This is a genomic window from Fodinicola feengrottensis (assembly GCF_010993775.1).
Classification (GTDB): Bacteria; Actinomycetota; Actinomycetes; order Mycobacteriales; family HKI-0501; genus Fodinicola; species Fodinicola feengrottensis.
Genome location: NZ_WOTO01000060.1, coordinates 19509 through 40165 on the forward strand (window position 1 = coordinate 19509; position 20657 = coordinate 40165).

28 protein-coding genes, 3 pseudogenes and 1 riboswitch are annotated in these 20657 nt (G+C 68.7%); of the genes and pseudogenes, 12 read left to right on the forward strand and 19 right to left on the reverse strand.

The annotated features are described in order from the left end of the window. Positions 1 to 49: 49 nt before the first annotated feature. Entirely contained in the window at positions 50 to 673 is a 624-nt protein-coding gene (locus tag GNX96_RS38955) for a TrmH family RNA methyltransferase (RefSeq protein WP_163572737.1), read from the reverse strand. Positions 674 to 709: 36 nt separating this feature from the next. Continuing rightward, positions 710 to 1369, reverse strand: a complete 660-nt coding sequence (locus tag GNX96_RS38960; RefSeq protein ID WP_344314000.1) for a MaoC family dehydratase — start codon at positions 1367 to 1369, stop codon at positions 710 to 712. Here GNX96_RS38960 and GNX96_RS38965 point away from each other — a divergent pair. Next, complete coding sequence (locus GNX96_RS38965; protein ID WP_163572709.1) at positions 1342 to 1746, forward strand: PH domain-containing protein; 405 nt, start codon at positions 1342 to 1344, stop codon at positions 1744 to 1746. The genes GNX96_RS38960 and GNX96_RS38965 overlap by 28 nt on opposite strands. A gap of 39 nt (positions 1747 to 1785) precedes the next feature. Here the strand turns inward: GNX96_RS38965 and GNX96_RS66000 are convergent, their stop codons facing one another. The 4 genes and pseudogenes from GNX96_RS66000 to GNX96_RS38980 form a co-directional block, all read right to left on the reverse strand. Then, positions 1786 to 1956, reverse strand: coding sequence for a thiol-disulfide oxidoreductase DCC family protein (locus GNX96_RS66000; protein ID WP_390624259.1), 171 nt, complete (start codon positions 1954 to 1956; stop codon positions 1786 to 1788). Positions 1957 to 1963: 7 nt separating this feature from the next. After that, positions 1964 to 2170, reverse strand: a pseudogene (locus GNX96_RS66005) (DCC1-like thiol-disulfide oxidoreductase family protein); the annotation flags it as partial. Continuing rightward, the gene (locus GNX96_RS38975) at positions 2167 to 2457 is read right to left on the reverse strand and encodes a suppressor of fused domain protein (RefSeq protein WP_279582663.1); all 291 of its coding nucleotides are present in this window, start codon (positions 2455 to 2457) and stop codon (positions 2167 to 2169) included. The gene GNX96_RS38975 and the pseudogene GNX96_RS66005, both read right to left, overlap by 4 nt. Before the next feature lie 219 nt (positions 2458 to 2676). Continuing rightward, positions 2677 to 3525, reverse strand: a complete 849-nt coding sequence (locus tag GNX96_RS38980) for a LysR family transcriptional regulator (protein WP_279582664.1) — start codon at positions 3523 to 3525, stop codon at positions 2677 to 2679. A 164-nt stretch (positions 3526 to 3689) separates the two neighbouring features. Here GNX96_RS38980 and GNX96_RS66010 point away from each other — a divergent pair. Beyond that, positions 3690 to 4462, forward strand: a pseudogene (locus GNX96_RS66010) (isocitrate lyase/PEP mutase family protein). A 158-nt stretch (positions 4463 to 4620) separates the two neighbouring features. On the opposite strand, the gene GNX96_RS38990 reads toward GNX96_RS66010, so the two are convergent. Both GNX96_RS38990 and GNX96_RS38995 read right to left on the reverse strand, forming a co-directional pair. Next, on the reverse strand, positions 4621 to 5052 hold the full coding sequence (locus tag GNX96_RS38990) for a hypothetical protein (protein WP_163572710.1): 432 nt from the start codon (positions 5050 to 5052) through the stop codon (positions 4621 to 4623). Beyond that, positions 5049 to 7616, reverse strand: coding sequence for a beta propeller repeat protein (locus tag GNX96_RS38995; protein ID WP_163572711.1), 2568 nt, complete (start codon positions 7614 to 7616; stop codon positions 5049 to 5051). Before GNX96_RS38995 ends, GNX96_RS38990 begins: the two co-directional genes overlap by 4 nt. Positions 7617 to 7737: 121 nt before the next feature. Here GNX96_RS38995 and GNX96_RS39000 point away from each other — a divergent pair, with 121 nt between their 5' ends. Then, entirely contained in the window at positions 7738 to 8829 is a 1092-nt protein-coding gene (locus GNX96_RS39000; protein WP_163572712.1) for an Rv2578c family radical SAM protein, read from the forward strand. 179 nt (positions 8830 to 9008) lie between these two features. Here GNX96_RS39000 and GNX96_RS58660 read toward each other — a convergent pair whose 3' ends face one another. From GNX96_RS58660 to GNX96_RS58670, 3 genes are read right to left on the reverse strand one after another with little or no spacing between them, the layout of a single operon-like run. Next, a complete protein-coding gene (locus GNX96_RS58660; protein ID WP_279582646.1) occupies positions 9009 to 9422 on the reverse strand; it encodes an acyl-CoA dehydrogenase family protein in 414 nt (137 codons plus the stop codon). Beyond that, positions 9376 to 9963: an acyl-CoA dehydrogenase family protein gene (locus GNX96_RS58665; RefSeq protein WP_279582647.1), complete on the reverse strand. Its 588-nt coding sequence runs from the start codon at positions 9961 to 9963 to the stop codon at positions 9376 to 9378. The genes GNX96_RS58660 and GNX96_RS58665 overlap by 47 nt, the downstream gene beginning before the upstream one ends. Before the next feature lie 11 nt (positions 9964 to 9974). Further along, positions 9975 to 10196: an acyl-CoA dehydrogenase family protein gene (locus tag GNX96_RS58670; protein WP_279582648.1), complete on the reverse strand. Its 222-nt coding sequence runs from the start codon at positions 10194 to 10196 to the stop codon at positions 9975 to 9977. A gap of 289 nt (positions 10197 to 10485) precedes the next feature. Between GNX96_RS58670 and GNX96_RS39010 the strand changes: the two genes are divergently transcribed. Continuing rightward, a complete protein-coding gene (locus tag GNX96_RS39010; protein WP_279582649.1) occupies positions 10486 to 10752 on the forward strand; it encodes a DUF4190 domain-containing protein in 267 nt (88 codons plus the stop codon). A gap of 42 nt (positions 10753 to 10794) precedes the next feature. Here GNX96_RS39010 and GNX96_RS39015 read toward each other — a convergent pair whose 3' ends face one another. Then, the gene (locus GNX96_RS39015; RefSeq protein ID WP_279582650.1) at positions 10795 to 11460 is read right to left on the reverse strand and encodes an SDR family NAD(P)-dependent oxidoreductase; all 666 of its coding nucleotides are present in this window, start codon (positions 11458 to 11460) and stop codon (positions 10795 to 10797) included. Positions 11461 to 11830: 370 nt separating this feature from the next. Between GNX96_RS39015 and GNX96_RS66015 the strand changes: the two genes are divergently transcribed. After that, on the forward strand, positions 11831 to 12160 hold the full coding sequence (locus tag GNX96_RS66015) for a DUF4190 domain-containing protein (RefSeq protein ID WP_390624260.1): 330 nt from the start codon (positions 11831 to 11833) through the stop codon (positions 12158 to 12160). On the opposite strand, the gene GNX96_RS39025 is transcribed toward GNX96_RS66015, so the two are convergent. Together GNX96_RS39025 and GNX96_RS39030 are read right to left on the reverse strand one after the other, a co-directional pair. Continuing rightward, the gene (locus tag GNX96_RS39025) at positions 12050 to 12499 is read right to left on the reverse strand and encodes a serine hydrolase (protein WP_163572715.1); all 450 of its coding nucleotides are present in this window, start codon (positions 12497 to 12499) and stop codon (positions 12050 to 12052) included. The two genes, GNX96_RS66015 and GNX96_RS39025, sit on opposite strands and share 111 nt — an antisense overlap. Next, positions 12474 to 12881: a serine hydrolase domain-containing protein gene (locus tag GNX96_RS39030; protein WP_163572716.1), complete on the reverse strand. Its 408-nt coding sequence runs from the start codon at positions 12879 to 12881 to the stop codon at positions 12474 to 12476. Before GNX96_RS39030 ends, GNX96_RS39025 begins: the two co-directional genes overlap by 26 nt. Between GNX96_RS39030 and GNX96_RS39035 the strand changes: the two genes are divergently transcribed. The 5 genes and pseudogenes from GNX96_RS39035 to GNX96_RS66020 all read left to right on the forward strand — a co-directional run. Beyond that, entirely contained in the window at positions 12868 to 13152 is a 285-nt protein-coding gene (locus tag GNX96_RS39035) for a hypothetical protein (RefSeq protein WP_279582651.1), read from the forward strand. The two genes, GNX96_RS39030 and GNX96_RS39035, sit on opposite strands and share 14 nt — an antisense overlap. 145 nt (positions 13153 to 13297) lie before the next feature. Next, positions 13298 to 13360, forward strand: a riboswitch (cobalamin riboswitch). 93 nt (positions 13361 to 13453) lie between these two features. After that, positions 13454 to 14413: a helical backbone metal receptor gene (locus GNX96_RS39040; protein WP_279582652.1), complete on the forward strand. Its 960-nt coding sequence runs from the start codon at positions 13454 to 13456 to the stop codon at positions 14411 to 14413. Continuing rightward, entirely contained in the window at positions 14410 to 15183 is a 774-nt protein-coding gene (locus GNX96_RS39045; protein WP_313885902.1) for an iron ABC transporter permease, read from the forward strand. The genes GNX96_RS39040 and GNX96_RS39045 overlap by 4 nt, the downstream gene beginning before the upstream one ends. Next, positions 15066 to 15410 carry a FecCD family ABC transporter permease gene (locus GNX96_RS61775; RefSeq protein WP_313885905.1) on the forward strand — a complete coding sequence of 115 codons (345 nt, stop codon included), beginning with the start codon at positions 15066 to 15068 and terminating at the stop codon, positions 15408 to 15410. Before GNX96_RS39045 ends, GNX96_RS61775 begins: the two co-directional genes overlap by 118 nt. A 103-nt stretch (positions 15411 to 15513) precedes the next feature. Then, positions 15514 to 15855: pseudogene (locus tag GNX96_RS66020) on the forward strand (ABC transporter ATP-binding protein); the annotation flags it as partial. Between the two features lie 20 nt (positions 15856 to 15875). Here GNX96_RS66020 and GNX96_RS58675 read toward each other — a convergent pair. The 4 genes from GNX96_RS58675 to GNX96_RS58680 form a co-directional block, all read right to left on the reverse strand. Further along, the gene (locus GNX96_RS58675; RefSeq protein WP_279582653.1) at positions 15876 to 16169 is read right to left on the reverse strand and encodes a hypothetical protein; all 294 of its coding nucleotides are present in this window, start codon (positions 16167 to 16169) and stop codon (positions 15876 to 15878) included. A gap of 83 nt (positions 16170 to 16252) precedes the next feature. Continuing rightward, the gene (locus GNX96_RS39055) at positions 16253 to 17287 is read right to left on the reverse strand and encodes a hypothetical protein (protein ID WP_163572718.1); all 1035 of its coding nucleotides are present in this window, start codon (positions 17285 to 17287) and stop codon (positions 16253 to 16255) included. 137 nt (positions 17288 to 17424) lie between these two features. Next, on the reverse strand, positions 17425 to 18015 hold the full coding sequence (locus GNX96_RS39060; protein WP_279582654.1) for a siderophore-interacting protein: 591 nt from the start codon (positions 18013 to 18015) through the stop codon (positions 17425 to 17427). 16 nt (positions 18016 to 18031) lie between these two features. After that, a complete protein-coding gene (locus GNX96_RS58680) occupies positions 18032 to 18238 on the reverse strand; it encodes a siderophore-interacting protein (RefSeq protein WP_279582655.1) in 207 nt (68 codons plus the stop codon). A 371-nt stretch (positions 18239 to 18609) separates the two neighbouring features. Here GNX96_RS58680 and GNX96_RS58685 point away from each other — a divergent pair, with 371 nt between their 5' ends. Together GNX96_RS58685 and GNX96_RS39065 are read left to right on the forward strand one after the other, a co-directional pair. Continuing rightward, a complete protein-coding gene (locus tag GNX96_RS58685) occupies positions 18610 to 19026 on the forward strand; it encodes an MFS transporter (RefSeq protein WP_279582656.1) in 417 nt (138 codons plus the stop codon). 34 nt (positions 19027 to 19060) lie between these two features. After that, positions 19061 to 19840: an MFS transporter gene (locus tag GNX96_RS39065; RefSeq protein WP_279582666.1), complete on the forward strand. Its 780-nt coding sequence runs from the start codon at positions 19061 to 19063 to the stop codon at positions 19838 to 19840. 323 nt (positions 19841 to 20163) lie between these two features. Here the strand turns inward: GNX96_RS39065 and GNX96_RS39070 are convergent, their stop codons facing one another. Further along, positions 20164 to 20637, reverse strand: coding sequence for a RidA family protein (locus GNX96_RS39070; RefSeq protein WP_163572719.1), 474 nt, complete (start codon positions 20635 to 20637; stop codon positions 20164 to 20166). Between the last annotated feature and the right edge of the window lie 20 nt (positions 20638 to 20657).

Genomic DNA, 20657 nt, shown 5'->3' on the forward strand with positions numbered 1-20657 from the left:
CCCAACCGGCTGGCATTGCCATTTCGCAGACTGACCAAGATGAGTGTTGCTACGCATCAGGGGGGGGTGGTGGGGTGGCGTGCGTACGGATCCAGGCGTGCATCGCGATGCCGCTGGCCACGCCGGCGTTGATCGAGCGGGTTGAGCCGTATTGGGCGATCGAGCAGACCAGGTCGAGCTGTGCGCGGGCGTCGTCGGACAGGCCGGGGCCTTCCTGGCCGAAGAGGAAAACGCAGCGGCGCGGCAGCTCGGTCGTCTCCAGTGGCACCGCGCCGGGCAGGTTGTCGATGCCGACCACGGCGACGCCGTCGGCTCTCGCCCAGGCCAGGAATTCCTCGACGGTCGGGTGAAACCGCAGGTGTTGGTAGCGATCGGTCACCATCGCGCCGCGCCGGTTGAAGCGCCGCTTGCCGACGATGTGAACCTCGCGGGCGAGGAACGCGTTGGCGTTGCGGATCACCGTGCCGATGTTCAGGTCGTGCTGCCAGTTTTCAATCGCCACATGGAAGTCGTGCCGGCGCAGGTCCAGGTCGGCGACGATCGCCTCGTGCCGCCAATACCGGTAGCGGTCCACCACGTTGCGCGCGTCGCCGTCGGCGAGCAGCTGCGGGTCGTACGTCGGGTCGTCCGGCCACCGGCCCGGCCAGGGGCCGACGCCGACGGTCGGCACCATGCCGACCGAGCTGGCGTCAGGAGCTTCGGTCACCGGCTAATTCTGCGGTACGGGCCGGCCGGGCTGCTCGCCGCCGCGGGCGTCACCGTACGACTGCTTGGGCACCATTACCTTGCGCCGGAACACACACACGACAGTGCCGTCCTGCTTGTAGCCGCGCGTCTGCACGTACACAATCCCGCGGTCGTTCTTGGACTTCGACTCGGTCTTGTCCAGCACCTCGGTCTCGCCGTAGATCGTGTCGCCGTGGAAGGTCGGCTTGAGGTGCTTGAGCGACTCGACTTCCAGGTTCGCGATCGCCTTGCCCGACACGTCCGGCACGGACATCCCCAGCAGCAGCGAGTAGATGTAGTTGCCGACCACCACGTTCTTGCCGAACTCGGTGGTCTCGGCGGCGAAATGCGCGTCCAGGTGCAGCGGGTGGTGGTTCATCGTCAGCAGGCAGAACAAGTGGTCGTCGTATTCGGTCACCGTCTTGCCTGGCCAGTGCTTGTAGATCGCACCGACCTCGAACTCCTCGAAATACCGCCCGAACTGCATCGAACCACTCCTTACCAGGTGCGGAAACCTGGCCGAATCTTGCCTCAGGGTGGCTGCCGGGCGTACGGCGAGGTGGCAAACCGCACGAGTGACAACAGCCACAGCACGGCAGCTGGCAGACTGGCGCGGTGCCCAGCGAACAACCCATCTCCCCATGGCTCCTGCGACCGCGCCCGATTCAGCTCCTCCCGTCCGTTGCCACCAGCGTCGTCGCGGTCGCGCTGCTGTCGTGGCTGTTCGGGCGGGGACTCGGCGTGCTCGGCTTCATCCTCTGCGCGGTGTTCGTCGCCCGGGACGCGATCGGCGCGACGGTGTCCAGCGACGGCATCCGAGTACGCGGGGTCGTGCGGTCCAAACTGATCACCTGGCGCCGGATCGAGCGGATCGAGGCGCCCGGTAATCGGGTGTCGATCGCCGGTATGACCTGGGCAACCACCTTGCCGGCTCCGCGCAAGGGGATGTTCGGCGACCCGGACTTCGACTCCAAGGTCGCCCAACTCCGCGACACCTGGCGCGCCAACCTCTCCGACTAACCAGACAGGGCCTAACCCATCCTCACGCTCGTCGGCCGGTTACTGGGCGTCGCGGGCGGACTGGGGCAGGGAGCAGTATGGGGTGCCGCCGGGCAGGTGCGAGCGGTTGCGGGCGATCAACCGATAGAGCGGGTCGGCGACCCAGCGGACCGGGCGCAGGGCGAGGAAGTGGCCGAGCGGGCGCCAGCCACGGCCGGCGGAGACCAGCAGCCGCGCGAAGGCGGCGGGACCGGCGTACCGGCCGTCTGGTCCGGCATTGCACGGCCTCCTCGCACTGTTGCGCGGTGAGGCCGAGCGAGCCCAGGTCGGCGTGCTGCCAGGCCACCAGCGGCACCCGCGGCCGGACCCGGCGCTCAATCCACCGGGCCGTACTGGAGCAGAAAGCACAGTCACCGTCATAAACAAAAAAAAAAACCGCGGTCATGACTCCAGTGTCGACCCGCCGGCGGCCGGCGTCACCGTGAGGAAGCGCACCGGATCGCGGCCGCCGTCAAGGACCAGGTCTGGTACGTGCGACGGCTCCCCCAACAGCACGGACGTCACGTCCGAGCCGTCCCACAGCGGTTGCCCGAGCTCGACCGTCCCGCCCGGCCGCAGCACCAGGCCCTCGACGGACGGCACGGCGGCGACCACGGCCAGCGCCCGCAACACCGAGTCGCGCGGCTCGTCGAGCGCCAGCACCAGCTCCACCCGCGGGCCGCGCGACCGGATCGGCCAGCATCGCGGTCGGCTCGGCCATCGGCGCGCGGGACGCGCCGTCGCGCGTACACCACACCGAGTCCGTCCGGTCGCGGCCCGAACCGCAGCACGTCGATCCGTTGTACGCCAAGGAAAGTCACGGAGGCCCGGCCGGAATCGGCACCGAGCGCGTTCACCAGATGCGCCTCGACGGTGACCAGCACGTCGTCTCCCGGTTCCAGTCGCACGTCGTCAGCGTAGTTCCGCAAGCAGGGTGCGGGCCGCGCCGGACAGGTAGCCGTTGGCGCGGGTGACGACGGTCACCGGTGCGGTGATGTCCAGGTCGGCCATGTCCAGTACGACCAGGGAGCCGGCGGCGAGCTCTTCCTGCACGCTGCTGTCAGGTATCAGCGCGATCCCGAATCCGGCCTCAATGAGCCGTTTCTGCGCGGTGAGGCTGTCGATACGCAGGATCTGGGCCTCGCTGACGCCAGCCGCGTCGAAGGCCCGGCGAACATTGCGGTTGGCCGCCTCAGGGCGAGCCGGATTGTCCGGGAAGGCAATCCAGCGCTCGCTTCCCAGCGCGCCGATAGCGATAGCGATTTTCCGAGTATCCGCGAGCCGATGGTCCGGCGCCGCGACGATCACCTGGCGCTCGGCGAAAATCTCCTCACAATGCAGCTCCGGAGCCAGGTCCGGGCCGTAGCGCAAGCCCATCGTGACGTCCGCCCTGCGGACCAACTCGCTGACCTCGTCGCTGGTCGCGGTCTGCAGCCGAACGTCGATTTTTGGATGCCGCTCGGCGAAACGGCGGAGCACGGCGGTGAGCCGGCTGCTGGCCAACGTCCCCACCAACGCGACCGCGAGCGGGCCGACTGCGGACCTGAGGCCGTCAACGGCGGCCTCGGCATCGCGCAGGGCTGCCAGGACGGTCTCCGCGTACGGGAGCAACACGCGCCCGGCCTCACTCAGCACCAGGGCGCCGGGCGTACGTTCAAAAAGCGGCATTCCCAGCTCCTTCTCCAGCAGCGCGAGGCGGCGGCTGACCGCTGGCTGGGAACGGAACAGTGCTTCGGAGGCGCGCGCGTGATGCCGCCGGATCGATGGATCGCGACGAACGTACGCAGCGCTTCAGAATCCATGACACCCACATGCAGCAAACTGATGGCTCACCACCAAAGTATGCATTGGGCAGATGCAGCTAGCCGCTCTACGGTGGGTTCATGACCAAAACCTTCCGGGAACTACACGATGAATGCTTCTTGATGCCCAACGCCTGGGATGCCGGCAGCGCGATCCTGTTGGCCGAGGCCGGCTTCGCGGCCATCGCGACGACCAGCGCCGGAATCGCCGCGGCGCTGGGCAAGGCCGACTTCCTGGTGCCCGAGGGCGCGACCGCGGTGTCCCGATCGCAGATGTTCGATCGCGTCCACCAGATCGTGTCAGCCGTCGACATTCCGGTCAGCGGCGACCTGGAGAACGGCTACGGGGACAAGCCCGAGGAGGTCGCCGAAACCATCCGGCTGGCCATCGACGCGGGCCTGGCTGGCGCCAGCATCGAGGACCACCACAGTGCGCCATCTACGACGACGATCTGGCCGTCGAACGCATCGTGGCGGCGAAGGAGGCCGCCAGCGGCACTGACTTCGTCCTCACCGCCCGTACGGACTACATCCTGCTTCGCCCGGCCGACGGCCTGTCCGCCGCCGTGCGCCGCTTCCAGCTCTTCGCCGAGACCGGCGCCGACTGTCTCTACGCGCCGGCCGTCAACGACCCGGCCATTCTTGCGGCGCTGGTGGGCGCAAGCGAGACTCCGATCAACGCGATCATGGGCCGCAACGACACCGTCGCTGGCCTGGGCGCCGCCGGCGTGGCCCGCATCAGCCTCGGCAGCGGCATCTCCCGCGCCGTCCTCGGCTTCATCCGCGACTGCGCCCGCGAACTGCTCGACCAGGGCACCATGACCTTCGCCGACCGGCAGATCTCGCATCCCGATCTCAACGCGGTCTTCGCTCGCCGCGAACTTTCCCGCCCCTGACAACCAGGTGCGGCGCGAAAATGTCGTACCGACACTGTTTTCTGGCCCCCACCCAGATCGGGTGGGGGGTGGGTTTGAGGACGCGCGCGCGAGAAAAAATCGCACCGTCGCTGACCTCGACGATCTCGCCAGCGAAAACGCCGAATTCGTAGAGGGGGTCAGGTCTGGGGTTGGCGCAGAACCACGAGGGACTGGCCGCTCTGGGTGTAGGCCTCCCCCACCGCGACCAGGTCTCCGCCGAGTCCGGCGAGGGTCGACAGGTGCTGGTAGCCGGGGCCGGTCAGCCGACTGTCCTTGATCGTGTCGAAACGCCACTGCTTGCCGTCCGCCGACGACCAGATCGCCGCGTCCGGGTTGCTCTGGTCGCCGAGCGACCCCCGACCGCGACCAGCCGTGAGCCCAGTACGGTTGAGTCGTTCACCGCGGCCCGGTGGGTGACCGTCACGGCGCCGCTGGCGCCCGGCAGGACCGTCGACGACCACGTCTTGCCATGGTCCGTCGAGGCGTACGCGATGGCCACCTGCTTCGGGTCGGCCGCCGCTGCCGACCTGGCCAAGGCCGACCACTGTGCCGTTGGGCAGCGCGCTCACCGTGTCCAGCTCGCCGCCGACATAGCCGGCGGGGGCAACGGCAGCACCTGCGAGGCCCAGTGCAACCCGTCGGTGCTGACGTACGTGGAGGGCTGCGCGATCCCGTTCTTCTCGGCGCCGCCCACCGCGTAGGCGGTGGACCCCACGGCCGTCACGTCGTTGATGGTCCGCTCCGTGGTGTCGCTGGTCGCCAGCAGGTCATCGCCCGTCACTCCGCTGCCTGGCAGCCACGTCGAACCGTCAGTGGACCGCCACACGGCCGCCGACACCCGGCCGTTGTCGCGCCGGTAGCCGGCGACCAGCCACCCTTGCCCGTACGCGGTGGCGGACAGCGGTGACGAGCCGTAGTAGATGCTGTTACGCCCATAGACGGTCGGATGTCGTACGACCGCGGGCGTCGCGTCCTTCCAGTCCGACCCGTCCTTGGACGACACGAACACGCCCTCCGGTGTCGGGCCGGTGGACACCGAGCCGACGGCCAGCCAGCCAGCCGGGCCACTGGCCAGGTCGACCAGCGCCGGTCGGGCCGCCGGCTGGCCAACCGCGCCGGCCGGCAGCGACACCATGCTGAAGTCGCCGCCGTCGCTGGACTTCCAGAGCGCCGCCTGGCCCCGGCTGGTCCCGATCGCGAGCAACCCGCCGCCCGGCTTGGCGCGCAACGCGGTGACCGAGAGGGCCGGCCGTACGCCAGCGGTCGCGGCTGACATCGTGACGGCGGACCACGGGCCGTTGGGAGCGCGCACCCACGCCTGCGCGGCGGCGTTGGAGGCTGAGCCGCCGCTGCCCCCCGCGACCACGCTGGAGCCATCGGTGGCCAGCGCCCAGATCCGCTGGGTGCCCGGCCCGGTGAGGCCACCGGCCGACACGTTGGCGAGCGCGTTCGCCGGCCCCTGCAGGAGCATGCCGTCCAGGTCGTCGACGCCGCTCCGCTCGTCCGTACGATGGCCGGCGACCACGAGTTGGCCATTCACCTGGACGACCGCGGACGGGATGTCGTCCTGCGCGGTGGCCATCGCGGACTCCGGCAACACCTGCCAGTTCGCACCGTCCGGCGAGGTCAGCACCACGCCGTCCCAAGTGGTCAAGCCGCCGCCCTGGGCGACCGCGAGGAACCCGCTGTCGGTGGCCACGATGCTGTTCACGTAACCAAAAAGCTTGTTCGTCGCGGTCGGATTCGTCTGGAACTCGGGGCCGATCGTCAGCGCGTACGACTTGCCGGCGTTCTTCGAGACAGCGAAGTAGTGGCCGTTCTGGTTCTGGGCATCGGTGAAACGACCGCCGATGACGATCGTCGAGCCTCTTACGGCGACCGCGTCATAACGCACGTCATGCGTGCCCGGCGGCTGTTGGCTGGCCGGCTGCCGGGTCCACGTGATGCCATCCGCCGAGGTCCACACGACCGCGCCGCCAGGAGTGGCGACGTTGTTGTAGCCGACCGCGAGATACCGGTCGGTCGACGTGGTGGTCAGCTCGTTGACCGTGTCGCCGGGCCGAAACACCGTCGGCTGGGTCGCCCTGCGCAGCCAGCTCGCGCCATCGGAGCTGGTCCACAGCGCGATGCCCACGTCCGCGGTGCCCAAAGCCACCCACCCGCGCGACCCGTACGCCACCTGGTCCGGCACGTCTGTCGGGGTGGTGGCCGCGATGCCGTTCGGGTCCAGCCGGGCCGGCTGCCAGGTCTGGCCACTGTCGGTGGTCTGCAGGAACAGCGGCTGGGTGCTGCTGCCGGTGGCCTCGCCGACCGCGACGAACATCGACTTCCGGCTGGAGGCCACGTCGTACAACCGCTGGTCGATGCCCGCGCCGGCGGAAGCCGGATAAGCCGCGAACTTGCTGCCGTCATCGGCGGCCTGGGTGCTGCTGGGCGCGGGCTGGCGGCCGAAATACCAGACGCCGGCGAGCGCACCGCCAGCCAGCACCAGCAGACCGACCACCACGCCGGCCACCACCGACAGCATCATCCGGCGGTTGCGTCGGCGACGGTTCGCACCGGCCGGCAGCGGCGGGATTGGTTCGCCATAAGGCGACACATTCCAGTCCGGACGCTGGCCATAAGGATTGCCCGAAGTCGGGTGGCCGGAGGTCGGCTGGCTGGAGACGGGCTGCGCGGAGGGTTGCAAGTACGGCGACGACAACCCAGGAGCGGGCTCGGCGTAGTACGGATTGTGCTGGGTCTGCTCCTGCGGCGACGGCTCGTACTGCTGGGGCTGGTAAGGCTGGGGTTCGTACGGCTGCGGCTGACCGGCGGGCTGCCCGTACGGCTGCTGTCCTTGCTGATACGAGGGGTCCTGCGGCGCGGTCGGCGGCTGGCCGGGCTGATAGGGGACCTGCTGCGGCGGCTGCTCGTATGGCGAGCGCTCCGACGGCTGGCCGTGCTGCGGATCGCCCTGTGCGGGCGGGCCGTATTGCTGGCCGTAGGGCGGCTGCCCGTACGCCGGCGGCTGCTCAGGCTGCTGCTGACCCGGCTGCCCATAAGGCTGCTCGGGTGGTCTGGAGAAGGACGTCGTCTCCTCCGGGTCGGGCTGCTGCGGCCCACCCGGTGCTCCCCACGAACCGTCGTTCATCGCTCTCCACTGTCGGGTGATGACGATTATTTCCGATTCCGGCCACCTCGGCTGCCCCGCCCCCCACCCATCGCCCGAAATCGGCTCGACAAATACTCGAACGCGTGTTCGAATCTTAGTCATGCGATGGGAGGCTCAGCTCGTCAATCCGCCGGACGCCTCGGCCGCGCTGGCCGACGGAACTCTGCCATTAGAGCTGCCGTTGGATCTTCCGTCGCAGACCGCTGGCACCGGACCGCTCGCCGGTTCGGTGGTGCGGACGTTCGACACGCCCGAGTTCCGCGGCGTGACGTTCTACGAGGTGCGGGCGAAGTCGGTGCTCAACCGGGTGCCAGCGGCTTCCCAGGTGCCGTTCGAGTGGACGGTCAATCCGTATAGAGGCTGCACCCACGCGTGTCGGTATTGCTTCGCCCGCAAAACGCACAGCTATCTGGACCTGGACACCGGCCGCGGCTTCGACACCCAGGTGGTGGTGAAGGTGAATGCCGCCGAGGTGCTGCGCCGCGAGCTCGCGGCGCCCCGCTGGGAGCGGCCGCACGTCGCGATGGGCACCAACACCGATCCGTACCAGCGGGCCGAAGGACGCTACAAACTGATGCCTGGCATCATCAGCGCGCTGGCCGAATCCGGCACCGGCTTCTCGATCCTCACCAAAGGCACCCTGATCGCCCGCGACCTTCCCCTGCTGGCGAAAGCGGCCGCCGGTGCCGGAGCGGGAGCCAACCTGTCCATCGGCTTTCTCGACCGGGAGATCTGGCGATCGGTGGAGCCGGGTACGCCCAGCCCGCAGGCCCGGCTGCGGGTCTGCGGACAGCTGTCGGACGCCGCCGGCCTGAACTGCGGAGTGCTGCTGGCGCCCGTGCTTCCGTATCTGACCGATTCGGACGAGTCGATCGACGCCACCGCGGCCGCGATCGCGAGGGCCGGCGCGCGGCAGCTGACCGGCATCGCACTGCATCTGCGTCCGGGCGCGCGCGAATGGTTCATGGCGTGGCTGAGCCGCGAGCATCCGGAGCTGGTCCAACGTTATCGACGGCTCTACCGAGGCGGGACGTACGCGGACGCCGACTATCGCGCCGAGCTGAGCAGCCGGATCCACGCGGCGGCGCAGCGGCACGGCCTGAACCGGCGCAACGACACTCCCGGCCGGTGGACGGGTCAGGCTCCAGAGCCGCCGCCACCAGCGCAACCCGAGCAGCTCACGCTGATGTGAAAACGCGGCCAACCAACCGGGCGGGTCAGGCGTCACAGGGATGGGTGCTTTACAACGAGGTGGGGCGCCCCTGCAATGGGGGGGCATGGGGGTGGGTGGATCGGGGTCCGGTGGTGCGGGCTCGCTCGTTGGTGGGGGTCAGCATGAGCGGCGCACACCGGGCCCCGATTGATCAGATTTTATTCCTTGAGCAGGCCACGGCTGATGATCGTTTTCTGGATCTCGCTGGTGCCTTCGCCGATCAGCAGGAACGGCGCTTCGCGCATCAGCCGCTCGATCTCGTACTCCTTGGAGTAGCCGTAGCCGCCGTGGATCCGGAAGGCGGCTTGAGTGACTTCGGCGCAGTATTCGCTGGCGATCAGTTTCGCCATCCCGGCCGCGACATCGTTGCGCGTGCCCGAGTCCTTCAGCCGCGCGGCATTCACCATCATCGCGTGCGCGGCCTCGATCTTGGTGGCCATCTCGGCCAGTGAGAACGCCACAGCCTGGTGTTCGGCGATCGCCTTACCGAAGGTTTTTCGTTGCTGCGCGTACGAAATCGCCAACTCAAACGCGCGGATGGCGATGCCGCAGGCGCGGGCGGCGACATTCACCCGGCCGACCTCGATGCCGTCCATCATCTGGTAGAAAACCCTTGCCGGTCTCGCCGCCGAGGATGGCGTCCGCGCCGATCCGGTAGTCGTCGAAGACCGCCTCGGTGGTGTCGACGCCCTTGTAACCCATTTTCGCGATCTTGCCGGGAATAGTCAGCCCCGGTGACACCTCACCGAATCCGGTCGGCTTTTCGACCAGGAAGGCGGTCATGTTCTTGTACGGCGAATCGGCGCCCTCGTTGGTACGCACCAACAAGGCGATCAAATTCGAGGAACCGCCGTTGGTGAGCCACATTTTCTGGCCGTTGATGACATATTCGTCACCGTCCCGAACAGCCTTGGTACGGATCGCGGCCACGTCCGACCCGAGTTCGGGCTCGGACATCGAAAAGGCGCCGCGCACCTCACCGGTCGCCATCTTGGGCAGCAGCCGCTGTTTCTGCTCTTCGGTGCCGTGCCGGGAAATCATGTAAGCGGCGATGAAATGCGTGTTGATCACGCCGGAGATGCTCATCCAGCCGCGGGCGATCTCCTCGACCACCAGCGCGTACGTCAGCAGCGACTCGCCGAGCCCGCCGTACTGCTCTGCTCGTCGATGGTGAGCCCGAAAAGGCCCATCTCCTTCATTTTCTCGACGATCCCGGCCGGATACTCGTCGGCGTGCTCGAGCTCCTGGGCGACCGGGATGATCTCCTTGTCCACGAAGGTGCGGACCGCGTCGAGGATCTCGGTCTGGATGTCGGTCAGTCCGTGGGTCTGCGCCAGCCGCGCCATGGTGTCACTCCCGGTCCGTAGCGGTTACCGGTCAGTATCGGCGACCGATGGCCCGCTCCGCGACTTCGTGTGGAGGTTGTCACGTGCTGAACCGTGCAACCTCTCACCCATTCGTGCCATTACGGCGGTCATCCATCCAGGTATGGGACCGCGCTGCCACACTCAACGCATACCAACGGGGACTTCCTTGGAGCCAGCGATGACCTACCAGCCACCTGTGACCGGCGGACCTTATGGACCGAACGGCCCGTACCCGTACCCCTACCCACCGGCACGCCGTACGAACACCATGGCGGTCCTCGCCCTGGTCTTCTCCTTCGTCTTCGCGCCGGTTGGCATCTTCCTCGGCTACCGGGCGAAAAAAGAGATCGCGCGAACGGGCGAGGACGGCGACGGCCTGGCGACCGCAGGCATCATCGTCGGCTGGGTGCACTGCGGCATCTGGGCGCTGGTGTTCCTGATCTGGATCGCCTTCATCGTGCTCTACGTCGTCTTCGCGATCAGCCTGGTCGGCGCCGCGGGCGCGGCCGGCTCCACCAACGCCCTATTCTTCTAGATATTGGCCTTCGACGGCCCGCGGCCGGGCCGTCGAAGGGAATCAGCGGCGGCCGGAGTCGACGCTGTTGCCGCCGTCGACGACCAGCATGTGGCCGGTGATGTACGAGGCGGACGGTGAAGCCAGGAAGCACACCGCGGCCGCCACCTCCTCGGGCGTGCCGGGCCGCCCGACCGGCGTGTGCCGGCCATATTCCAGCTCGGTGGCGGTCGACGACGACGTACGAATCCAGCCCGGCGCCACCGCGTTGACGGTCACCCCGTCCGCGACGACCTCCATCGCCAGCGCCCTGGTCAGGCCGACCATGCCGGCCTTGGCCGCCGCGTAACCGGCCTCGGCTGGCACCGCGTTGACCGGGCCGGTGGTAGACGCGACGTTCACGATCCGGCCCCAGCCGCGCTCGGCCATCTGTCCCACCAGCGACCGCGACACCAGGAACGCGGTGGTCAGGTTGCGGTCGATCTCGGCCCGCCAGTCCGCGTCGGACAGGTGCGCCACCGGCCGCAACACCTCCGGGCTCGCGAGCGAGGCCATCCCGGCGTTGTTGATCACGATGTCCGGCTCGCCGACGCTCTCGGTGAGCGCGTCCGAGAGCGCGCCCACCTCGGCCGGGTCGACCAGGTCGGCGACGAACCCAGCGGAGTCCAACTCCTGGGCGCGCTCGTGGATCCGCTTGGTGGTCGACACGATCGCGACCGTGGCGCCCATCGAGCGGAGCCGGTACGCGACGGCGAAACCGATGCCGTATGGGGCTGCCGGCTCCGGTGACCAGCGCCACCCGGCCGCTCAACTCGTCGCTGATCTTCTCGACCACTGAACTCCCTGCCCGCTCGCGCCTTCGGCTGTCGTACGTTCGCGGCAGAATCTCCAGGAGTGCCCCGATGCCGGCGTACGGTCCGGTCTGTCACGCTACCCTGGCCGGCAGATCCGAGCGGAAAGTGAAGCGATGTCAAATCCTTACGACCCCTATGGGAACCAGCCGTACCAGCCCGTCAGCGGCTATCCCGGCGGTTACCCGGCCCAACGCAGCACCAACGGGCTGGCGATCGCCTCGATGATCCTGTCCATCCTCGGGGTGGTGTCCTGCTGTTTCTTTGGCATCGCCGGCGCGATCATGGGTCACGTTGCCACTGGCCAGATCCGCGAGCGAAACGAGGACGGCGAGGGCTTCGCCAAGGCTGGCATCATCATCGGCTGGGCCAGCGTCGCCCTCTGGGTCGTCATCATCATCGTCTATCTGTTGATCTTCGGGCGGACTCTTCGCCATCGGCCTCAGCCACACCCCACCGACTTATCGCTAACCGCCGCAGTAGGCGGTGTCGAGGAGGTTCCGTACGGCGGTGCTTGCCTCGGCGGTCGGCTCATAAGGCGTGGCGTAGGCCTCGACCCGGCGCATCCCGTCGAGTGAGGTCATGGCGAAGGTGTTGAAGCCCTGGATGCCGCCGGCGTGGCCCCAGGCAGTGCCGCAGGTCAGCGGGATCTGCATGAAACCGAGGCCGTAGCCGGAGCTGAACGGCAGTGTCCTGCGCATCTCGGCGAACTGCGCGGGCGCGAGCAGCCGGCCGCCGGTCAGCCCGGCGAGGAACCGGTCGAGGTCGGCGGTGGTGGACACCAGCGCGCCGGAGGCGCCGGCGATGGTCGGGTTGATCTCGGTGGTGTCGACCGCGTAACCGTCGACCGGCAGGTAGGCGTGTACGTGTGCACCGGCGATGAACGGGTTGTCACCAGGGGCCGAGGAATCGTGCATGCCCCAGCGGGCGGAAGACGCGTTGGGTCACCTCGTCGCCCCAGCTGTGCCCGGTGACGGCCTCGATCAGCATCCCGGCCAGCAGGTAGTTGGTGTTGGAGTAGCTCCACGCGGTGCCGGCTGGGAAGTTTCGCGGCTTGGCCGCCGCCTCCGCCACGAATGCCTCGGCGGACTGGTGCTGGAACCGGATCCGCTGGTAGGCCTTACCGTCCAGCGGGACGTCGTCGGTGTAGTCATGCAGGCCGCTGGTGTGCTGCAGCATCATTCGTACGGTGATCTTGTCGCCGTCGGCCAGTACGCCGGGCAGATAGCGGGAGACGGGGCTGTCCAGGTCGACCGTGCCCGCCCCCACCAGCTGCAACACGACCGTGGACAGGAACATCTTGGTGGTGCTGCCGATCCGAAAACCGGCCGTTCACCGGCACCGGCAGGGACGTACCGCGGACCGCGGTGCCGGCGCGCACGATACGGGTGTGGCCGGCACTGGTGATCCGGACCTGGAGCCCCACCACGCCGGTACGGGCGGCCTCGTCGGCGAACTGTTGGAGGGAATCCGGGCTCGCCGCGGCGAGGGCTGGCGTCAAGGCGATGGCCGCGGCGGCCACGGTGGCAATGGCAAGGATGCGAAGTCTGAGGTTTCTCATGAGGTCTGAGTCTTCCGACGGCGATGCGCGCGTACGTCCGTCGCGGGACTGACCGTGTCCCTTAAGGGCGGGCGGCCTTGACCCTGATGGATCCGGCTCCTTGGGGTAGTGTCCGGCTGCCGGCGGTCCGCCGCTGGCGGCGCAGGCCAGCGAAGCCGGTGGGAATCCGGCGCTGTCCCGCAACTGTGAGACCGCCGACTAGGGCGGTCGAGCCAGGTCGCCTGGCCCTGCGCCGGTCCCGCTGCTCGGGACGCGGGTTGCCGGCCGGCGAGGGACCAGCCGCGGCCAGCGCGTCCCCCGCCGACAGGAGTTGGCAATTTCCACCACAATTTCCACCACAATTTCCGCTACCAGGCGCTGGCTGCTCGCGACCGTACTCACCGCCGCCGTGCTCAGCGGCTGCGCGCAGGCGCCACCGCCCACGACCGGCACCGCCACCTCGGGCGCCGCCTTCCCGGTCACCGTGCAGGCCGGCAACGGCCCGGTCACCATCAAGGCCCGGCCGACCCGCATCGTGTCGCTGTCGCCGACCGCCACCGAGATGCTGTACGCGATGAGCGCCGGCTCGCAGGTCACCGCGGTCGACGACCAGTCCGACTTCCCGACCAACGCGCCGCGCACGAAACTGTCCGGCTTCAAGCCCAACGCCGAGGGAGTGGCCGGCTACAAGCCTGACCTCGTCCTCATCCAGAACGACGCGAACGGCCTGCTGGCCGCACTCACCCGACTCAAGATCACCGTGCTCGTACTCCCGTCGGCGACCACGTTGACCTCGGCGTACGCGCAAATGACAGCGCTGGGCACCGCGACCGGGCACCAGCAGCAGGCCGCTCAGGCGGTCGCCGCCGAGAAGTCGAAGATCGCCACCGCGGTCGCCTCCACGCAGGGGCGCGGCAAAGGGCTGAAGGTCTATTACGAGGTCGACCCGACCTACTACTCGGCGACCTCAAAGACGTTCGTGGGCGACATTTACCGGCAGTTCGGGATGATCGACATCGCCGACGCGGCGAAGGGCACGGCGCCGGACTATCCGCAGCTCTCGGCCGAGTTCGTGGTCCGGTCCGCGCCGGACCTCATCGTGCTGGCGGACACCAAGTGCTGCGGGCAGTCGGCCGCGACGGTCGGCAAACGGCCCGCCTTCGCCGACGTTCCGGCCGTACGCACCGGCTCGGTGGTCGCTGTCGACGACGACATCGCGTCCCGCTGGGGACCGCGGGCGGCCGACCTCACCGCGGCCGTGGCCGCCGCGATCGTGCACCGGAAGGCGTGACGACGGCCGGTCTGCGGCCGACCCTCGCGATCGGCGGCGTGCTGGTCCTGCTGGCCGCGTCGATCCTGCTCGCGGTGTGCGTCGGCGCCGACGTGGTCAACCCGGTCGCGCTGCTGACCGGGCACCTGACCGGCGTGGACGCCGAGGTGATCGGGCAGCTCCGGCTGCCGCGGGTGCTGCTGGCCGCGCTGGTCGGCGGCATGTTGTCGCAGGCCGGCGCCGCGTACCAGGGCGTCTTTCGCAATCCGCTGGCCGACCCGTACCTGCTGGGCGCGGCGGCCGGCGCGGGCCTGGGCGCCACCGCGGTGATCGTGCTGGCCGGTGCCACTGTGGTCGGCACGATCAGCGCGGTGCCGCTGGGCGCCTTCGTCGGCGCGGTCATCGGGATCGGCGGCGCGTACGTCCTCGGGCGAGCCGCCAGCCGTACCGGCGGCACCGCGGCCCTGCTGCTCGCCGGGGTCGCCATGACGGCGTTCCTGACCGCTGTCCAGACCGCGTTGCTGCAGGCGCACAACAGTGACTTGTTGCAGGTCACCGCGTGGATCCTCGGCGAGCTCGGCACCGCGAGCTGGCCGTCGCTGGGGTTGCTCGCACACCGTACGCGGCGATTGCCGCCCTCGCGCTCGCGTTCGCCGGCCGTTGGCTGGACGTGCTGTCGGTCGGCGACGACGAGGCCGCTTCGCTGGGTATCCGGCCGGAGCTGGTCCGATTCATCATTCTGCTGGCCGCGTCGCTGTCGACGGCGGCCGCGGTGTCGGCGGCCGGGCTGATCGGCTTCGTCGGACTGGTCGTGCCGCACATCCTGCGTCGACTGGCTGGCCAGTCGTACCGGCTGCTGCTGCCGCTGTCGCTGTTCGGCGGCGCGGCCTTCCTGGTGCTCGCCGACCTGGTCTCTCGTACGTTGTTCTACCCGGCCGAGATCCCGATCGGCGTGGTGACGGCCTTTGTCGGCGCGCCTTTCTTCGCGTTCCTGCTGCTGGTCGGCAGCCGCTCATGAGCGACCCCAGGCTGCGTGTCGCCGGCGTGTCCGTCACGCTTGGGCGGTCGGCGATCCTGCGCGATGTCGACCTGGCCGTGCCAGCCGGCTCGTGGGTGTGGGCGTGATCGGGCCGAACGGCGCCGGCAAGTCCACCCTGCTGCGGGCCGTCCTCGGGCTGGTCCGGCACACCGGGCGGATCAGCCTCGACGGCACCGACATCGGTGCCCTGCGGCCCCGCGACCGAGCCCGCCGGATCGCGTACGCGCCGCAAACACCGCTCCTGCCGGCCGGGATGTCGGTGGTGGACTACACCCTGCTGGGCCGGACGCCGTACCAGTCGATGCTCGCCGGCCCGCGACGCGCCGACCGCGAGCTCGCCGAGGGCATCCTGCACCGCCTGGACCTCACCGATTTCGCCGGCCGGCCGCTGCAGACCCTGTCCGGCGGCGAGCGGCAGCGGGTCGTACTGGCCCGCGCGCTGGCTCAGCAACCGAGCCTGCTGCTGCTGGACGAGCCGACCGCGTCGCTGGACCTCGGGCACGCGCAGGCCGTGTTGGAGCTGGTCGACCGGCTCCGGGTCGAGGACGGCATCACCGTGGTCAGCTCGCTGCACGCCTCGCGCTGGCAGCGCAGTATCCCCGCGAGCTGGTTCTGCTGTCCGGTGGCTCGGTCGTCGCCGCCGGCGCGGCCGCCGACGTACTCACCCCAGCCGCCCTGGCCACGTACTACTCGGCACACGCCCACGTCGAAGTCGGGCCCGACGGCGTACGCATCCATCCTTTGCGCACTCCCCCACCCTCCTAGCCGTCTCCCCACGACCACACAGCGTCACGCCTGTCTTTACTCGGCGCCACGGAGAGTCAGGAAAGGCCGGGGACTAGGCGACGGTGCCGCCGAGGTCGGTCCAGGCTTTGCTGGCGGTGTTGTAGACGTAGAGATGGCCGTCGGCGCCGCGGGCGAACACGTTGGCGCGGTCCGGCTGACTCGGGACGCCTTCGTCCAAGACGTACGGGGTCGACGTGATCGCGCCGCCGGCGCGGTAGGGCGGGGTGTTCAGCGAGGCCCCGTTGAGGAAGTAGAGAGCGCTGTCGGTGCCGCGATAGTAGTACCGCAGGGCTCCGCTCACCGACCGACGCGGCGGACGCGACCTGCGCGGTGCCCAGGCGTACGGGCGCGCCGAAGTAATGTGAGTCGCCGTTCACGCCGTTCACCATCCGGTAGAGATTTCCATCCATGCCACGGAAAGTCAGGATCGTGTTCTGGTAGACGGCGTTGTACGACAGCGCCGGCGCTGACGTGATGAGGGCCTTGAAGTCAGTCCCATTCGTGTAGAGCTTCCCGTCGGCGCCGCGGGCCGCGTAGAAGACGACCTGGTTCGTCGGCGTCGAGAAATGCTTGTCGTAGTTGACGCCGAGCGGTGACGTATACGTCCCACCCAGCACGTACCAGCTCTCCCACGCGTTCAGGTCGTCGTTGTCATTGACCGTCGTCATGGCCCGCCCAGCCAGGTCGGTGGTCAGGATGCTCACGTCGAGCTTGGGCACCGGGGCCGTGCTGGTACGGGACCGGCCGAACGGTCGCGGCGCGCTCGGCGGAGGTGGCTGCGAAGTGAAGACCACCATCGGACCGGTGGCCGCGCCGGCCGGGATCCGGGTGTCGATCCACGGGGCGTTGGGCGCGATGCTGCGCATGTGGATGTGCCCGTCGGTGCCCCGGACGAAGGCGTACGTGCCGGCCGGCAGCGACGACCCGCCGGGCAGCACCGCCGCCGACACCGCGAAGGGCGACAGCGGCGCTGGTACGACCGCGGCCTGCGCGGCAACCGCGCTGGTCAGGACCAACGCAACAGCCGCGGCGACGGCGACGATCTTGGTCGGCAGAGCCTTACCAGGCACGGAAATCGCCCTTTCCCAGCACGCACTCCCCGCGGTGCGGCCGGCGGTCGGAGGGAGCCAGGGCCGCACCGTGCCCCGGCGACGGCTTCTCCACCGTACCGACGATTCAGGCTATTTGGTGACGAAATGCGCCTTGTTCATATCGGCTCGTGGTGGTCGTGGTTGGCGGTGCCGCGCTTCCAGTAGCCGCTGATCGACGTCCAGTCCTTGTTCGCGCCCAGCTCATCGGCCAGATAGCGGCGGATCGGCCGCAGCGTGCCGGCCTCCCCGGCGGCGAAGAAATAGCCGTCGCCGTCCGGCAGCTTCAGCTCGCGCAACGCCGACAACAGCAGTTCGGTGCTGCCCGGCTCGGCGCCGTCGCGATGCAGCCACCGCACCTCGACGCTGTCCCGGTTCGCCAGCGACTGCTCCTCGGCCGCGTCCGCGACCTCCAGCAGCACGATGACCCGACTGGACGCCGGCAGCTCCTCAAGATGCCGGCCGATCGCTGGCAACGTGGTCTCGTCGCCAAGCAGTACGTAGTAGTCGAAGTCGTCGGGCACCAGGCGCGACCCACGCGGCCCGCCGATCGCCAGCTTGTCACCCGGCTGCGCCTGCGACGCCCAGCTGGAAGCCGGCCCGTCGCCGTGTACGACGAAATCGATGTCCAGCTCACCGGCGGCCGAGTCGTACCGGCGTGGGGTGTAGTCCCGAGCCTCCGGCCGCTGCTTGCCCTCCGGCCAGCGCACCCCCTCCGGACCGAGCTCAGGCAGGCAGCACCGGCTCCGCTCCGGCCGGCGAGAAGAACACTTTGATGTGGTCCGCCGGCCCGAGGCTTACGAAACCCTCCAGATCCGGCCCGGTGAACGTCACCCGGATCATTCGCGGGGTCAGGTTGTTCACCTTGGCCACTTCCAGGGTCCGCAACCTCACCTCGTGCCGTACCCGCTCCACCTCATGCAGCACTGCCATCCGCCAACCCCTTTGTTAGGTATACCTAAGGTGCTCACTGTACGACTATCGCCGATACATCGCTACCACGGCCTGTCATGGCCGCGCCCTACCGGGGATCACGCGCAACTCGGTCACCGTACGCGGGCAATGGATGTATCCGCGTACGGCGAACGTGGGCATGATCCGGCTCATCACCGCCGGCGCCCTGGACCTGGGACCCGAGCACGTCACCCGCTTCGACCTTGACCACGTCAACGACGCGGTCACCCCCACGCCGCAGCCCACGGCGGCCCGTTCGAACGCACCATCCGCATGCCGAGGCCGTAACCTCAGTACGACGCGGGAGCCATCGGAAACCGCTCGTACACAAGCCCTTCGGGAGTGCATTGTTGCCCGCACCTGGCGCCGCCGACGTCACGACCACGCCATCTGCCGTACGCGCCATCGTGGCCTCCCCGCTCTATCGCGGCGCGACCGTCGCGCTGTTCCTGTCCGGGCTCGGCATGTCGGCCGCCGCACCACAGATCGCGTTGTTCCTGGTCAACGACCTGCATGTGCCGCTGGCCACGGCCGGCCTGTACTACCTCACGAACGTCACGGCCCCGGTTGCCGGCTACCTGATCGGCGCACGCTCGGACCGTACGGGCAAGCGACTGGGGCTGTTCCGGCTGTGCGCCATCACGGGATTCGTCGGCTGGGCCTGTATCGCGCTCGCCGAGCGGGCCTGGATGCCGTTCGTGATCAGCGCCCTCGTGCTGGCCTTCTCCGGTGCGGCCGGCTCGCAGCTCCGCGGCGATCCACGATGACCTGCGGGCGACCCGCAGCCCGGTGGGGGACGGCGTGGTTTCGATTGTACGGATGGCTCTGACCGCTGGCTGGATCATCGGCCCCGTACTGGGCTCAATCCTGGCCACCGCCGTCAGTCCTCGAGCGATGTTCGCGGCCACCGCGCTCTGCGCCCTCGCCCAGATCGTCCCCCTGGGCTTCCTGCGCACCGCCCCGCCGCAGCCACGGACACCGGCCACGCCGGCGTCCGAGCACGTCACGCGCCGCCGCGGACTACAGGTCATGCTGCCCCTGCTCACCTTCACCGGACTCTACGTGCTCGTCTACGCGGGAGAGCCGATCAAATACGGCTACCTGCCCATCTACATGCACGACGACCTCCGCCTGCCGACCCTGGTCAGCGGCGCGGTGATCGGCATCCAACCCCTGATCGAGCTGATCCTGATGCCGGTGGCCGTGATTGTCGCCCGCCGCATCGGCATGCTGCGCCTGATGATCCTTGGCGCCGCCTTGGGCGTCGGCGCCAATCTCTGCTTCGCGCTGACCGGGAACGCCACCGGCATGTTCGTCGGGCAAATTCTCATGGGCGGCGTCTGGGGCATCTTCGCCGCACTGGGCATCATCGTCGCCCAACGACTGCTGCCCGAAGCAGTCGCGACCGCCTCGGCCATTTTCATGAGCTCCACCGCGATCGCCAGCGCCCTCGGAGGGTTGACCGGCAGCCTCGGCGTCAGCGCCTTCGGTTTACCGTACGTGTTCCTCGGGGCGGCCTTCTACGGCCTCATCGCCACCGGCGGGATCGCGATCATGAGCCGATCCCGGCCCATGCGCTAGATGACCACTTAGAAACGTTTGACGGACGGGTGTGGAACTCTGCAGGTCGGCAAACGTCAACAGAAGGCGCGTCAAGCGCAGGGTCTCTGGTTCTCGTTCTCTGCCTCGGCGGGCGGAGCCCTGGCACGTTTCCGGGGCCGAGGGAGAGAACGAGAACCAGAGACCACCACAAACCCGCAACACCCGCACCCCGACCCCCACCTCTCCCGAGGTAGCAGGTCCAAATCCCAGAACCCTGGCACCCCAGCAAAAACCACACCGCCCCTACCTGCCCTTCCCTGATACAAAGTTAAGGGCGCGGGGTTGGGATGAGGGCCGGAACGTCAGTCGCGAATAGCCACGATCAGCTCAATTTCCACCGGCTGGTTGTCGGGGAGGTTGGAGGTGCCGATGGCTGAGCGGGCGTGTTGGCCGCGGACGCCGAAGATTTCGATCATCAGGTCGGAGAAGCCGTGCACGACTTTGGGCTGCTCGTGGAAATCGTCGGCGCTGTTGACAAAGGCCAGCGCTTTGACGATCCGGTCGACCCGGTCGAGGTCGCCGAGGTGGTCGCGGATGCTGATGCTGCGCAGCAGTTGGACGCCGGTCGCGCGAGCCGCGTCATAGGCTTCTTCGGGGCTGACTTCGGCGCCGACCCGGCCGCGGTAAAGCAGTTTGCCGTCGTTGTCGGCCGGTCCGTGGCCGGATACGAACAGCAGGTTGCCGTGCTGGACGCATGGCACCAGACCGGTGCCTCGCTGCAGCTTGGTCGGCAGCTCGATGCCGGCTTCCCGCAGCTTGTCATCGATGAATCCCACTACTCACTCCTCTTTCTCTT

Bases quoted from the DNA above. Each gene is read 5' to 3' on its own strand.
- GNX96_RS38955 (WP_163572737.1), bottom strand. From the start codon at position 673: ATGGTGCCGACCGTCGGCGTCGGCCCCTGGCCGGGCCGGTGGCCGGAC.
- GNX96_RS38960 (WP_344314000.1), bottom strand. From the start codon at position 1,369: ATGGGGAGATGGGTTGTTCGCTGGGCACCGCGCCAGTCTGCCAGCTGC.
- GNX96_RS38995 (WP_163572711.1), bottom strand. From the start codon at position 7,616: ATGAACGACGGTTCGTGGGGAGCACCGGGTGGGCCGCAGCAGCCCGAC.
- GNX96_RS39000 (WP_163572712.1), top strand. From the start codon at position 7,738: ATGCGATGGGAGGCTCAGCTCGTCAATCCGCCGGACGCCTCGGCCGCG.
- GNX96_RS58670 (WP_279582648.1), bottom strand. From the start codon at position 10,196: ATGGCGCGGCTGGCGCAGACCCACGGACTGACCGACATCCAGACCGAG.
- GNX96_RS39010 (WP_279582649.1), top strand. From the start codon at position 10,486: ATGGCGGTCCTCGCCCTGGTCTTCTCCTTCGTCTTCGCGCCGGTTGGC.
- GNX96_RS39015 (WP_279582650.1), bottom strand. From the start codon at position 11,460: ATGGGCGCCACGGTCGCGATCGTGTCGACCACCAAGCGGATCCACGAG.
- GNX96_RS39025 (WP_163572715.1), bottom strand. From the start codon at position 12,499: ATGCACGATTCCTCGGCCCCTGGTGACAACCCGTTCATCGCCGGTGCA.
- GNX96_RS39030 (WP_163572716.1), bottom strand. From the start codon at position 12,881: ATGTTCCTGTCCACGGTCGTGTTGCAGCTGGTGGGGGCGGGCACGGTC.
- GNX96_RS58675 (WP_279582653.1), bottom strand. From the start codon at position 16,169: ATGGATGCGTACGCCGTCGGGCCCGACTTCGACGTGGGCGTGTGCCGA.
- GNX96_RS58680 (WP_279582655.1), bottom strand. From the start codon at position 18,238: ATGGCAGTGCTGCATGAGGTGGAGCGGGTACGGCACGAGGTGAGGTTG.